The 12,362-nt window shown below is 69.5% G+C and carries 10 protein-coding genes; 6 read left to right on the forward strand and 4 right to left on the reverse strand.

The genetic code is table 11. The features are described 5' to 3' along the window. The first annotated feature begins 84 nt into the window (after positions 1-84). The 4 genes from grxC (at position 85) to MYSTI_RS26705 (ending at position 3,878) form a co-directional block, all read left to right on the forward strand. Positions 85-342, forward strand: coding sequence for a glutaredoxin 3 (gene grxC, locus MYSTI_RS26690; RefSeq protein WP_015350920.1), 258 nt, complete (start codon positions 85-87; stop codon positions 340-342). 97 nt (positions 343-439) lie between these two features. Continuing rightward, positions 440-835, forward strand: coding sequence for a hypothetical protein (locus MYSTI_RS26695; RefSeq protein WP_015350921.1), 396 nt, complete (start codon positions 440-442; stop codon positions 833-835). Positions 836-1,242: 407 nt separating this feature from the next. Then, a complete protein-coding gene (locus MYSTI_RS26700) occupies positions 1,243-2,628 on the forward strand; it encodes an FHA and sigma-54 interaction domain-containing protein (RefSeq protein WP_015350922.1) in 1,386 nt (461 codons plus the stop codon). 38 nt (positions 2,629-2,666) lie between these two features. Next, positions 2,667-3,878, forward strand: a complete 1,212-nt coding sequence (locus tag MYSTI_RS26705; RefSeq protein WP_015350923.1) for a hypothetical protein — start codon at positions 2,667-2,669, stop codon at positions 3,876-3,878. Positions 3,879-4,034: 156 nt separating this feature from the next. On the opposite strand, the gene smc is transcribed toward MYSTI_RS26705, so the two are convergent. Further along, positions 4,035-7,634 (reverse strand): chromosome segregation protein SMC, encoded by a 3,600-nt coding sequence (gene smc, locus MYSTI_RS26710; RefSeq protein WP_015350924.1) that lies wholly within the window; start codon positions 7,632-7,634, stop codon positions 4,035-4,037. A gap of 285 nt (positions 7,635-7,919) precedes the next feature. Between smc and MYSTI_RS26715 the strand changes: the two genes are divergently transcribed. Continuing rightward, positions 7,920-8,684 carry a TapB family protein gene (locus MYSTI_RS26715; protein ID WP_144370154.1) on the forward strand — a complete coding sequence of 255 codons (765 nt, stop codon included), beginning with the start codon at positions 7,920-7,922 and terminating at the stop codon, positions 8,682-8,684. Between the two features lie 13 nt (positions 8,685-8,697). Here the strand turns inward: MYSTI_RS26715 and MYSTI_RS26720 are convergent, their stop codons facing one another. Further along, positions 8,698-10,134 carry a hemolysin family protein gene (locus tag MYSTI_RS26720; RefSeq protein ID WP_144370155.1) on the reverse strand — a complete coding sequence of 479 codons (1,437 nt, stop codon included), beginning with the start codon at positions 10,132-10,134 and terminating at the stop codon, positions 8,698-8,700. 3 nt (positions 10,135-10,137) lie between these two features. After that, entirely contained in the window at positions 10,138-10,953 is an 816-nt protein-coding gene (locus tag MYSTI_RS26725) for a tetratricopeptide repeat protein (protein WP_015350927.1), read from the reverse strand. Between the two features lie 63 nt (positions 10,954-11,016). On the opposite strand from MYSTI_RS26725, the gene MYSTI_RS26730 reads away from it, so the two are divergent. Then, positions 11,017-12,228: a CapA family protein gene (locus tag MYSTI_RS26730; protein WP_015350928.1), complete on the forward strand. Its 1,212-nt coding sequence runs from the start codon at positions 11,017-11,019 to the stop codon at positions 12,226-12,228. An 8-nt stretch (positions 12,229-12,236) separates the two neighbouring features. Here MYSTI_RS26730 and MYSTI_RS45385 read toward each other — a convergent pair whose 3' ends face one another. Then, on the reverse strand, positions 12,237-12,359 hold the full coding sequence (locus tag MYSTI_RS45385; RefSeq protein ID WP_015350929.1) for a hypothetical protein: 123 nt from the start codon (positions 12,357-12,359) through the stop codon (positions 12,237-12,239). Positions 12,360-12,362 lie beyond the last annotated feature (3 nt).

Genomic DNA, 12,362 nt, shown 5'->3' on the forward strand with positions numbered 1-12,362 from the left:
GAACCGGGGGCCGTCGTGCTTTCATGCCCCTTGGTGGCGCGCGCAAGGCCACGCCCTTACGTTGGGAATGAAGGAGGCATCAACGTGAAGCCCGTGAAGATCTACACCACGAACTACTGTGGTTTCTGTGTCCGCGCGAAGGACCTGCTCAAGCGAAAGGGCGTGGACTTCCAGGAGCTGGACGTCACTGGAGACGACGACACCCGAGCGAAGCTCGTGGAGATGAGCGGAGGCCAGCGCACGGTGCCGCAAATCTTCATCGGCGACACGCACGTGGGCGGCTACTCGGACCTCGCCCAGCTCGACAAGGACGGCAAGCTGGACACCCTGCTCCAGGCCTGACGCCGCGGGCAGGCGGGCGGACGCCCGGCCGGGGCCGCCCGCCACCGCGGTGCATAGCTTCACCCCAGGGAGCACCACCCTTTCTCGGGAGGCGGCAATGGCAGGTGAAGCAAGGCAGGCGGAGCGCCGGGACGTCCACCAGAGCGTCATCAGCGCGCTCTACCACCTGCTCAAGGGTGCCTCGGCGGCGGAGCGGTTCATCCAGGAAGCAGAAGCCGCGGGAGACCCGGAGCTCGCGCAGTTCTTCCGCGACTGGAGTGAGGAGCAGCGCCACCTGGCGGAGCGGGCGAAGAACCTGCTCGGTACGCGCATGGCCGCCCTGCGCACGCCGGTGAGTGCTCGCAGGCGCGCGGACAAGGCCCCGGCGAAGGCCGCCGCGGAGCGCTCCTTCGCCAACATGGGCGTGAAGTCCGGTGGCAACCCGTCCGATGACGGCGTCGATGAGCGGTCCAAGGAATCCTTCCCCGCCAGCGACGCTCCCGCCACGTATTGACGCAAACCCCGCGCGTGACACTGGATTCGCGCGGGGTGTTCGTCTTGGATGCCGGGCCGTGAGTCGCGAGCGGCCCTTCCCACTTCCACCAGCAGCGCACGGCCCGTTGGACGGCCTCCACCCGGGCCCGTCGCGGCCCGGGTTCGCGCGGCGGACACCGTGTGGTGGTGGACATTGGAAAGCCTCGTGGGAACACGCTTTTCTGGTGTTCCTGGGGCCATGCCCGCTCGCCCTCCCCCACCCCCAGTCTCGAGCCATCCCGCTCGGGGCGTCGATTCCACAGAGGGCGCCCGTGCAACAGCCTTCTGGGAAGATTCTTCCACGCATGTTGCCCTGACGGCGGGGCACGCGCAGACGGTGCGACGGGCTTGCCCGCCCGGTCTCCTCGCACCTAAAGAGGACCCATGATGGAACCCAGGCCCGAGGTCACCCAGACCACCCAGACGGACAAAGAGGAAGGCCGCACCACGCGCGTCCCCATTCACGAGTGGACCGTGGAGGTCGTCTCCGGCCCCGACAAGGGCAAGAAGGTGACGACGCAGGACGGCCTGGTTCGGGTGGGCTCCGACCCCGCGAGCGACCTGGTGTTGACGGACACCACGGTGAGCCGTCGCCACCTGGAAGTGGAGCGCACGCCGCGCGGACTCCTGCTGCGCGACACCGGCAGCCGCAACGGGACGTTCCTCGACGGGCGTCAGGTGCTCCAGGCGTACCTGGGGCGCGGCGACAAGGTGGAGCTGGGCAAGACGAAGCTGGCGGTGAAGGTGTCCGCCAAGCCCACCGAGGTGGAGCTCGCGGGGGCGGAGTCCTTCGGCGCGCTGGTGGGCTCCTCGGAGAAGATGCGCTGGGTCTTCACGGAGCTGCGCCGCGTGGCCCGCGAGGACATGAGCCTGCTCATCGAGGGTGAGACGGGCACCGGCAAGGAGCTGGCGGCGCGCGCGGTGCATCAGCATTCGGCGCGGCGACACGGCCCCTTCAAGGTCGTCGACTGCAACCTCATCTCCGAGGAGAAGGCGGAGCGCGAGCTGTTCGGCGGCCTGCGCGCCAGCGACGCGGAGGACAAGGAAGCCCGCGGCGTCTTCGAGGCCGCGCGCGGTGGCACGCTCTTCCTGGATGAAGTGGGCGAGCTCCCGCTGATGGTGCAGGGCAAGCTCCTGCGCGTGCTGGACGCGCGCGAGGTGCCGTCGCTGGATGGGCAGCCGGTGCCGGTGGACGTGCGCGTCATCGCCTCCACGCACCGCAACCTGGAAGAGGACGTGCGCCAGGGCCGCTTCCGCGCCGACCTGTACTTCCGCCTGGCGGTCGCGCGGGTGCGCCTGCCGCCCTTGCGCACGCGCCGCGAGGACCTGCCCTCGCTGGCGCAGGCCCTGTCCCAGACGCTGCGCGCCAGCGTCACGCTCACGCCGCAGACGCTGGCCCTCTTCGAGGGCTACGACTGGCCGGGCAACGTGCGCGAGCTGCGCAACGTGCTGGAGCGCGGCGCGCTGATGGAGGAGACGGGCAACACCAGCTGGCTGGACTTCCTCGCCCAGCCGTCGCGCCGTCCGGAGGGCCAGCCTCCCGGCAACCACGTGGCCACGCTCGTCACCGGCATGCCGTACCACGAGGCCAAGGACCGCGTGCTGGCCGACTTCGAGCGCCTCTACTTCGCCGAGGTGATGCGCACGGTGGGCTTCGACATGAAGGCCGCCGAGCAGCGCACCGGGCTGTCCATGCAGAGTCTCTACCGCCTGCTCAAGAAGAACGGGCTTCGTCTCAAGGACCTCAAGAACGCCGAGGGCCTGGAGAAGTGAGTGCCCCCTCGCAGTCCTACCCCAGGGAGAACACCCGCATGTTGCGTCGTCTCGCCGTAGCCTCCATCGTCTTCACCGCTGCTTGCGCCGGTCAGCAGAAGCCCGCTGAAACGGCCGCGCCGAACGGCAAGCCGCAGCCCAAAGAGGAGCGCGTGCGCATTGGCAACCAGCCCGCCTTCGACGTGGCCACCTGCTTCCCCCGCGACCTCGCCCTGCCCCCCGCCAACCAGGCCGTGCTGGTGGGCGCCATCCTCACCACGCGTCCGGAGGTCATGGAGTGCCTGGTGGACCCCAAGAGCCGTGGCACCGCCGAGAAGACGGTGGTGACGGTGAAGACCAGCGTGACGGACACGAGCGCCACGCACGCCGTCACGGGTGAGAACCTCAGCCCCACCGGCCAGGCCTGCATCCAGGCCGCGGTGGACAAGCTGGTCAAGCCGCCGCTGATGAGCAAGGGCGCCCAGCCGGTGGAGGCCACGGCCACGTTCGAGCACGAGACGACCACCAGCGCGAGCGTCAAGTTCGGCATGAACGAGGGCTCCGACTACTCCGGCGCCATCCGCCTGGCGCAGCCGGGCTGGTGCGACTGCTACGCCAACTTCAAGGACTCCGCGCCGCCGGTGCTCACCGCGCGCGTGACGCTGACCAAGGGCCAGCCTGTCTCCGAGGTGGCGTTCGACCCCTCCGGCAGCACCGAGGGTGACCAGGTCGCCGCGTGCTTGAAGACGAAGCTCGCCGCCGTTCCGGCCAACGCCGCGTCCGACAAGCTGACGTACCCGCACCGCTTCGTGCACTTCAACTCCGCTGGCAGCGAGACGGCGACCACGCTTCCCGCCAACCTGCGCTTCTTCCAGCTCGAGCTCATCCGCAACCAGCGCGCCGCCGCCGCCGCCATCGCCCTGGGCGCGCGCATGGACACCGCGCTCGCGTACGACAACGTCGTGAAGAAGTTCAACTCGACGAAGAACTCCGGCCTGCTGGATGAGATGGTCAGCAAGTGCAAGGCCTACGTCGACGCCTCGCAGGGCGTGGTGAAGGCGCTGGAGGCGCAGCAGTCCGTGGACCAGGCGTCCCTGACGCTGGTGCAGGAACTGAAGGCCACCGACGCCGAGGGCTGGACTCCGGTGGAGACCGCCGGCAAGGCGTCCCTGGAGACCACGCAGCAGGACCTGACCAAGGCCAACGCGGAGGCCCAGGCGGCCCCCGGCATCTGCCCGAAGGTCAACTACGGGCCGAAGAAGAAGAAGTAGCCGTCACCACGCCCCTGGCGTGAAACGCACGAAGGCGCGGGAGCCCGGAAGAACGGGGCCCGCGCCTTCTGTGTTTCCAGCCTCTGTGTCTCCCGAGCCGAAGCTCCCGGGGCGCCCTGTACGGCCAAGGCGTCCCGGGTCGAGCCCGGGGGCGACTTACGCGGACATCTTGTCGTCGTTGGCCGCGGTGGCCTCGCGGATGCGCACGCTGACGAGCTTGGAGATACCCGGCTCCTCCATGGTGACGCCGTAGAGGGTGTTGGAGACCTCCATGGTCCGCTTGTTGTGCGTGATGAGGATGAACTGCGACTGGCGGCTCATCTCCTTCACCATGTCGTTGTAGCGGCCCACGTTGCCCTCATCCAGCGGCGCGTCGACCTCGTCCAGGAGGCAGAAGGGCGTGGGCTTGATGAGGAAGATGCCGAAGATGAGGCCCACGGCGGTGAGGGCCTTCTCGCCACCGGAGAGCAGGTTGACGCTCTGGAGCTTCTTGCCCGGCGGCTGGGCGACAATCTCCACGCCCGGCTCGCCGTTGGGGCCGTCGCTGGTGAGCACGAGGCTGGCGCGACCTCCGCCGAACAGGCGGGGGAAGATGGCCTGGAACTTCTCGTTCACCACGTCGAAGGTCTGCTTGAAGCGCTCGCGGCTGGTGGCGTCGATGCGCTGGATGGCCTCCTTGAGCTGCTCCATGGAGGACAGCAGGTCCGTCTTCTGCGCCGTGAGGAAGTCGAAGCGCTTGGCCAGCTCCGCGTGCTCGTCGATGGCGGTGAGGTTGATCTCCCCCATCTTCTCCACCTGCCCGCGCAGGTCCTTCAGCTCCGCCTCCGTCTCCGGCGTCAGCGACGGGAGCAGGTGGTAGTTGTGCAGCTCCAGCGCCAGGTCCACCTGGTGCCGCTCCCGGATGCCCGCGGACAGGTGCTCCAGCTCCAGGGCAATCTCGCGCTCGCGCAGCGAAATCTGTGACAGGCCCTGCATCAGCTCCTCCACCCGGCCGCGCAGCTCGCGGAACTGGGTGTCCTGCTCACGCACCTCCACGGAGGCCACGGTGTGCGCCGAGCGACGGGCCTCCAGGCCCTCCACGGCGACGCGATGCTCCTCCACGCGCTCGGAGAGCCCGGCCTCCGTCTCCGCGATGCGCTTCGCCAGCTCCTCGGTGCGCGTGCCACCCTCGGCCAGCGTCGCCTGGAGGCGCGCCACGCGCGTCTCCATGTCCCGGCGCTGCGTCACGAGGCTGTCCAGCTCCTTGCGCGCCGACTCGCCGCGCTCGCTGCCGGCGGCGACCTTGATGCGCAGACCCGTCAGGTCCGCGTTGGCCATCTCCGCGCGCTGGCGCAGCGACTCCTGCTCGGAGGCCAGCTGCTTGACGCGCTCCTCGCGGCCCTCGCGGTCCGTCTGGCCGTGGGCCACCTCGCCGCGGCTCGCCTCCTCCTCGTGGCCGAGCGCCGACTGGCTCTGCGCCAGCTGGGCCTCCTCCTGCTCCTGGGCGCGCAGCCGCTCGCGCACGCGCGCGAGGTCCTCGCCCGCCTTGTGCAGGTCCTTCTCCTGGCTGGCGAGGTTCACCTCCTCGGTGTGCTGGTTCTTCGCCAGCCCCTTGAGGACGCCCTCCGTGTGGCCCATCTGCTTCTGCAGCGTGTAGTGCCGGGTGAGGATTTCGTTGTAGCGCTCCTCCACCCGGGCGACCTCGGTCGCCAGCTCCGCGATTTCGCGCTTCTTCTGCAGCGCGCCCACCGCCGCGCCCTCGCGCTCACCGCCGACGATCGTCCCGTCCGCGCGGAACACCTCGCCGTCCTGCGTGACGAGCGTGCACACCGGGCCACCGGCTTCCGCATAGGCCCGCGCCGCCGCCACGTCCTGGACGATGATGACGTCGCCCAGCAGCAGGCGCACCACCGGCGCCAGGGCCTCCTCGTGCGTCACCTCGCGCAGCGCGTGGGCCAGCACGCCCGGGCGCTCGAAGTCGGGCTCCAGCACCGGAGGCAGCAGCTCCAGCGAGGGCACGGGCAGGAAGCTGCCGCGGCCTTCCGCGTGGCCCTTGAGGTAGTCAACCAGCTCCAGGCCCTTGTCGCGGCTCTCCACGATGACGTGCTGGAGCCGCTCGCCCAGGGCCGCCTCCACGGCGCGCTCGTAGCGCGGCGTGACGGTGAGCACATCCGCCACGAGGCCGAAGATGCCCTGCTCCCGGGCCACCGTGCCCGCGCGCACCATGACGGCGCGCACGCCCCGGTCGAACCCGTCGTAGTTCTTCTGGATGTCCTCGAGCGACGAGAGGCGGCTGCGCTTGTCGCTCAGCTCCTCGCGAAGCGCGATGACCTGGATTTCGTTCTCCGTGAAGGCCGCGCGGGTCCGGGTGAGGGCGTCCTCTTCCTGCCCCTTGCGCTCGGCGAGCTCCGCGGCCAGGTGCCGGGTGTCCTCCACCCGTCGGGCCACGTCGCCACGCACCGACTCGAGCTGCGTCTCCTGCGCGCGCAGGCTCTCCAGCTCCGCCTGGAGCTTGGCGCGGCGAGTCTCCAAGTCAGCGCGCTGGCGGGCCAGGTTGACCAGGTTGCTCTCGTGGTTGGCCAGACGCGCGGCGACGGCCACCAGGCCCGCGCGCTCCTGCTCCAGCCGCAGGGCCACCTCCGTCTGGAGCTGGGTGACACGGCGCAGCTCCTCCTGCGCCACCTGCATCGACACCTCGTCTTCCTTCCACGAGCCGGCGATGCCAGACAGCTCCGCCTCGCGCGCGGCCATGGCGTCGGACATCTCCGCCTGCTTCGCCAGGAGGCCATCCAGGTCCGTCCGGGCCTGCGTCACGCGGGCGTTCGTCTCGTCATGGTCGCGGCGGCCATAGGCCAGGTCCTGCGAGTCGCGCTGCAGCGCGCTCTCCTTCGCGTGGACCTCCGCGGCCAGCGTCTGGAGGGCGGCGGCCTCCGCTTCCAGCTCCGCGCGGCGCCGCGTGATGCCCTCCTCCAGCTCCTTCACGCGGTCCAGGCTGTCGCGCTCCTCCGTGCCCAGGTTGGCCAGGCGCGACTGGAGGACCTGCTTCTCCGCGAGGAGCTCCAGGTGGCGGTGGCTGGCCGCGTGCAGGTCGATGTCCCGCATGCGCGCCTTGAGCTTCTTGTACTTCTCCGCCTTCTTCGCCTGGCGAGACAGCGCGTCGAGCCGCTTCTCCAGCTCGGTGGTGATGTCCGTGACGCGCAGGAGGTTGGCCTCGGTGGCCTCCATCTTGCGCTCGGCGGCCTTGCGGCGCGCCTTGTACTTGGTGACGCCCGCGGCCTCCTCCAGCAGGTGGCGCCGGTCCTCCGGCTTGCTGGAGACGATGAGGCCCACGCGGCCCTGCTCGATGATGGAGTAGGCCTTGGTGCCCACGCCCGTGCCGAGGAACAGCTCGGTGATGTCGAGCAGACGGCACTGCGTCTTGTTGATGAGGTACTCGGAGTCGCCGTTGCGGAACAGGCGCCGCGTCACGGTGATTTCAGCGAAGCCCTGGTACTGGGGCGCCAGCTGGTCCGTGTCATCCACGAGGAAGGTGAGCGACACCTCCGCCATGGACAGGGGCGGCTTGTTCTCCGAGCCGTTGAAGATGACGTCCTCCATGCCACGGCCACGGAGGTTCTTCGCGCTCTGCTCGCCCATCACCCAACGGATGGCGTCGACGACGTTCGACTTGCCACAGCCGTTGGGGCCGACGATGCCTGTCACCCCTTCATCGAAGGTGAAGACGCTCCGCTCCATGAAGGACTTGAAGCCTGTGATGTCCAACCGCTTGATACGCATGCCAGCGGGCTCCTGGGGGACGCGCGAGGTACGAGTGAAAAGTGAGCGCGAGGCCGAAAAATCGGCCTCGGAACGATTTCTGGAGGACTACCAGCCGGTTCCCAGGCGATCAAGCGTGACCATGCCTCGCGTGGCCATACGTTCGGCTGCTTGCCCTTTTGGCGGGCCTGGCCAACCAAGGAAGGTCCGCTCCCGGACTTGCACCCTGGCCACCCCACCCTACCTTCCCATTGACTTTTCCGGAGGTTGCCTACGTTCCAGCCCTTTCTTGCCGTGATGCTCCTCATGGGAGCGTCCCCTACGCCGGAGGTAGCACCCCGGTCTGACACGCAGGCGGTGGAGGCGCCGGCGGCCTGTCCCAACCCCTACTTTCCCCTCGAGGAAGGGCTGACGCTGACCTACCGGGCGGGCACCTCCTCCACGTTCGTGATGAGCACCCACGGGGTGACGCCGACGCCCGAGGGGCTGCGCGGCAAGCTCCTGGTGAAGCTCAAGGACCGGCAGGGCGAGACTGAAGCAACCTGTAGCGCCGAAGGCATGAGCCTGGGCCTGGGCGGCCTGGAGGGCGCGCTCCTGTCGGCGTCCGGCATGGAAGTGCAGGTGGTGAGCTCCGAGGGCGTGGCGGTGCCCGCGCCGGCGAGCCTGGTTCCCGGCGGCACGTGGAAGAACAGCCTCTCCGTCAAGCTGCGGCCTCCGGCGAGCAAGACGGGCGGACTCCGGCCCACCATCTCCACCACGTTCGACAAGGCGGCCACCGTCGAGGGCGAAGAGGACGTCACTGTGGCCGCGGGGACCTTCAAGGCGCTCAAGGTGCGCAACGTCGTCACCGCCAGGGCCACGCGTCCAGGCGCCGAGGGCCGCTCCATGGAGACCACCGTCTGGCTCGCGCCCGGCGTCGGAATCGTCAAGCTGACGACAGCCGACGGCACGGGCCTGGAACTGCTCCAGGTGGAGCGTCCGCGCCCCGCTCAGGCCAAGGCCAGCACGAAGGCGAAGCGGCCCCTCAAGAAGGCCGCCGCGGCCGACAAGAAGCCTCCCGCCGAGCCGTGAGCCCCTGGCGGGCTCAGGCTCCGGAGGACTCGCCGCCGGAGGAGGACGCGGGCGGCACGTCTCCGGTCCCCGCCGCGCCCTGAGCAGGGTCGCCTGGCGACGCCGCGGGCGCCTCCGTGGGCGAGCGCGGCGCGGCGCGGGACTGAGGCTCCACCGTCACCCGCACGACGCGGGGTCCGTCGACCTCCTCCACCTGGATGCGCCACATGTCGAGCTTCAGCGAGTCGCCCTTCTCGGGAACCCGCCCCAGCCGCGTCATCAGGTAGCCGGCAATCGTCGTCACCTCGCCCTCTTCGTCCTCATCGAGGTCGAAGTTGACGTCGAGCCGCTCCTCCAGGTCATCCAGCTGCGCGGTGCCGGGCAGCTCGAAGCGTCCCCCGGGAAGCGAGCGAACCTCCTCCACCCGACGCCCCAGCTCGGCCACATCGCCGACGACCTCCGCCACCACGTCCGCGATGGTGACGAGGCCCGACGTCCCGCCGTGCTCATCCACCACCAGCGCCGTCTGACGGCGACGGCGGCGGAACTCCGCGAGCAGCTGCTCCAGCGTCGCGTTCTCCGGGATGAAGAGCACCGGACGCTGCACCTGCGCCAGGCTGCGCAGCTCGCCTCGGGACAGGAGGAAGAAGAGGTCCTTGGCGTTCACCACGCCTTCCACCTCGTCCAGGTTGCCGCGGCACACCGGCAGCCACGTGTGGCCCGCCGCGCGCGCGTCCGAGATGCACTTCTCCAGCGGCTCCTCCACGTCCAGGAACTTCACCTGGTTGCGAGGCACCATCACCTGGCGCGCCGTCTTCTGCGCCATCTCCAGCGCGCGCTCCAGGAGCTCCGCGCGCGCCGTGGTGATGGCCCCCGCCTGCGCGGAGCTGTGCAGGATGACGCGCAGCTCGTCTTCGCTGTGGGCCTCGTGCGCCTCTCCCACCGACTGGAGGCCGAAGACGCGCAGCACCCACGCCGCCAGCCCGTTGAGCAGGACGATGGCCGGGTAGAAGAGGAAGTAGAACGCCCGCATCGGCAGCGCCACCGCGAGCGTCGTCGCCTCGGCGCGCTGAATCGCCAGGCTCTTGGGCGCCAGCTCCCCCAGCACGATGTGCAGGAAGGTGATGATGCTGAAGCCGATGACGACCGACGCGGTGTGAGCCAGCGTCGTGCTGCCACCCTCGGGCACCAGCTTCGTCAGCACGGGCTCCAGCAGCTTGGCGAAGGCGGGCTCACCCAGCCAGCCCAGCCCCAGCGAGGCCAGCGTGATTCCGAACTGCGTGGCGGAGAGGTACGCGTCCAGCTTCTCCACCATGCGCAGCGCCTGGGCCGCGCCCGGCTGGCCTTCGTCCACCAGCGACTGGAGACGCGTGGCGCGAATCTTCACGATGGCGAACTCGGTCGCCACGAAGAACCCGTTGGCGAAGACCAGGAGGATCGCCAGCCCCAGGAACACCCATTCCATTCCCATGGCTCAGAACAGCGCTTCGAAGTCGGCGTCGCCCTTGAGGGCGTCGAACATGGGGTCCGTCGACAGCCACCCCATCACCTTCTGCCGGTCCGCCGTGAGCGCCGCCTTCAGGTACTGCACCGCGTCCTTCGGTCGGCCCCAGAGGGCATACAGCGCGGACAGGTTGTAGTTGAGCAGCAGGTCTTCCGCGTTGAGGGCGCGGGCGCGCTCATAGGCCCGCTCGGCCTCCGCGTAGAAGCCCTTCTGCGCGTAGCAGATGCCCAGGTCCAGCTGCGCCTCGAAGTTCTCCGCCTCCAGCCGCACCACTTCCTTGAGCAGCGTGATGGCGGAGCGGTAGTCGCCCTCGTCCATCATCAGCGCCGCCAGCTCGTGCCGGGGGAACGCGTCCTGCGGGTCCAGCTCGATGGCCGCCTGGAGCTCGCGCATGGCCTCCTCCACCCGCCCCTGGTCCGCGTACGTGAGGCCCAGGTTGAGGTGCGCGTCCGGATACTCCGGATCCAACTCGATGGCTTCCTTGTACTCCTCCACCGCCATCTCCCCGGCGTGGGTGGAGAGGAAGCAGGCCAGGTTGTAGTGCGCCGTGGCGCTCTCCGGCTCCAGCTTCAAGGCGGTGAGATACTCGCCGAGCGCCTCGCGGAAGAGCTTCTTCTCCGCGTAGACGGTGGCCAGGTTGTCGTGCGCGTGGGCCGAGCTCGGGTCCAGGTCGATGGCCTTCTTGAACTCCTTGATGGCCTCGTCCAGCCAACCTCTATCCGCCAGCTCGATTCCACGAGTGTTGTGCTCGTCGGAGAGCGCGATGTTGTCCTTTTCCCGGGCCATGAGAGCGCCGGGCAATCTACGCGCCGCGCAAACGCGGGTGCAAGGTAGAGTTTCCCTCCGCCCATGCGCCACGCCGCCTACCTGCTGTTGCTGTTCTCCGCCTGTCATCCACGCCCCGCCGCGGTGACGGACGCCCCCGCCCCCACCCCCTCGGCGCAGGCCCAGGCGGCCCCGGAGGACGCTGGCACGCCCGCCGCCGTCCCCCTCCCCCTGGACGCCGGCGCGCCCGTCCGCCCCATCACCCTCCTGGTGGGCGGCGACGTGACGCTGGGCCACAACCACCAGAAGTGGTTCGACGAGCAGGTGGCCAAGGGCCGCTCCCGGGAGGAGCTGCTCGCCTACGGCTTCAAGGAGGTGCGGGCGCTGGGCGACGCCTCCGACGCCTTCATCGTCAACCTGGAGTGCCCCTTCACCGAGGGCGGCGAGAAGCTGGCCAAGAACTTCAACTTCCGCGCGAGGCCGGAGCTGGTGGGCGCCCTCCTGGCCGGCGGGGTGGACGTGGTGAGCCTGGCCAACAATCACCTCATGGACTACGGCGCCCAGGGGCTGGTGGACACCCTGGTGACGCTGGAGGCCGCGCGAATCCCCTACTTCGGGGCCGGCCGGAACCTCGCCGAGGCGCGCAGGCCCGCCGTCATCACCGTGGGCGGCGTGCGCGTGGCGCTCCTGGGATACTTCTTCCTGGGCGAGCGGAACATCGAGCCCCCGGAGGTCTACGCCACCGAGACGACGCCAGGGGTCGCCGGCCACTTCTCCGACGTGGACGTCATGGAGCGGATGCTGCGTGAGGACATCCTCGCCGCGAAGCACCAGGCCGACGTCGTGTTGCCCTTCTTCCACTGGGGCCGCGAGGGCACCTACGTCCCGGAGCCCTATCAAGTCCGGCTGGCCCATGCGGCCATCGACGCGGGCGCCGCGGGCGTGCTCGGCAGCCACCCCCACGTGCTCCAGGCGATGGAGCTGCACCGGGGGGCGCCCGTCGTCTACTCGCTGGGCAACTTCGTCTTTGGGGGGAACTGGAACCCGCGCGACAAGCGGGGAGCCCTGTGGAAGGGCCGTTTCGGTCCGGGGGGTTACCTCTCCAGTGAGGTGTTCCCGCTGCGCACGGACCGTTTTCCGGAGCTCCCCTTCCAGCCCGTGCCCGTCACCGGGGAGGCGGCCGAGGAGGTGTTTCGACTGCTGGTCAACAGCTCCGCGACGATGGAGCGTATGCTCCCCGAGCTGGAGCCGTGGGCCCGACCGGCTCCCTCCCCCTCGACTGGAGGGAGGGAGTAAGCGGCGCGTCAGACCTTGTTGTTGGACTGGCCCCGCTTGGCGCGGGTACGGCGGCGCTTGAGCTGGGCCTTCCGACCCTTCGCGCGGTTGGCGACCTTCTTCTTGGAACGATTTCCCTTCTGGGCGGGCATGTG

It is taken from the genome of Myxococcus stipitatus DSM 14675 (genome assembly GCF_000331735.1).
GTDB classification, from domain to species: Bacteria; Myxococcota; Myxococcia; order Myxococcales; family Myxococcaceae; genus Myxococcus; species Myxococcus stipitatus.

Coding starts and splice junctions, on each gene's coding strand:
- MYSTI_RS26715 (WP_144370154.1), top strand. CDS start 7,920: ATGGGAGCGTCCCCTACGCCGGAGGTAGCACCCCGGTCTGACACGCAG.
- MYSTI_RS26705 (WP_015350923.1), top strand. CDS start 2,667: ATGTTGCGTCGTCTCGCCGTAGCCTCCATCGTCTTCACCGCTGCTTGC.
- MYSTI_RS26725 (WP_015350927.1), bottom strand. CDS start 10,953: ATGGCCCGGGAAAAGGACAACATCGCGCTCTCCGACGAGCACAACACT.
- MYSTI_RS26695 (WP_015350921.1), top strand. CDS start 440: ATGGCAGGTGAAGCAAGGCAGGCGGAGCGCCGGGACGTCCACCAGAGC.
- MYSTI_RS45385 (WP_015350929.1), bottom strand. CDS start 12,359: ATGCCCGCCCAGAAGGGAAATCGTTCCAAGAAGAAGGTCGCCAACCGC.
- MYSTI_RS26730 (WP_015350928.1), top strand. CDS start 11,017: ATGCGCCACGCCGCCTACCTGCTGTTGCTGTTCTCCGCCTGTCATCCA.
- MYSTI_RS26720 (WP_144370155.1), bottom strand. CDS start 10,134: ATGGGAATGGAATGGGTGTTCCTGGGGCTGGCGATCCTCCTGGTCTTC.
- smc (WP_015350924.1), bottom strand. CDS start 7,634: ATGCGTATCAAGCGGTTGGACATCACAGGCTTCAAGTCCTTCATGGAG.
- MYSTI_RS26700 (WP_015350922.1), top strand. CDS start 1,243: ATGGAACCCAGGCCCGAGGTCACCCAGACCACCCAGACGGACAAAGAG.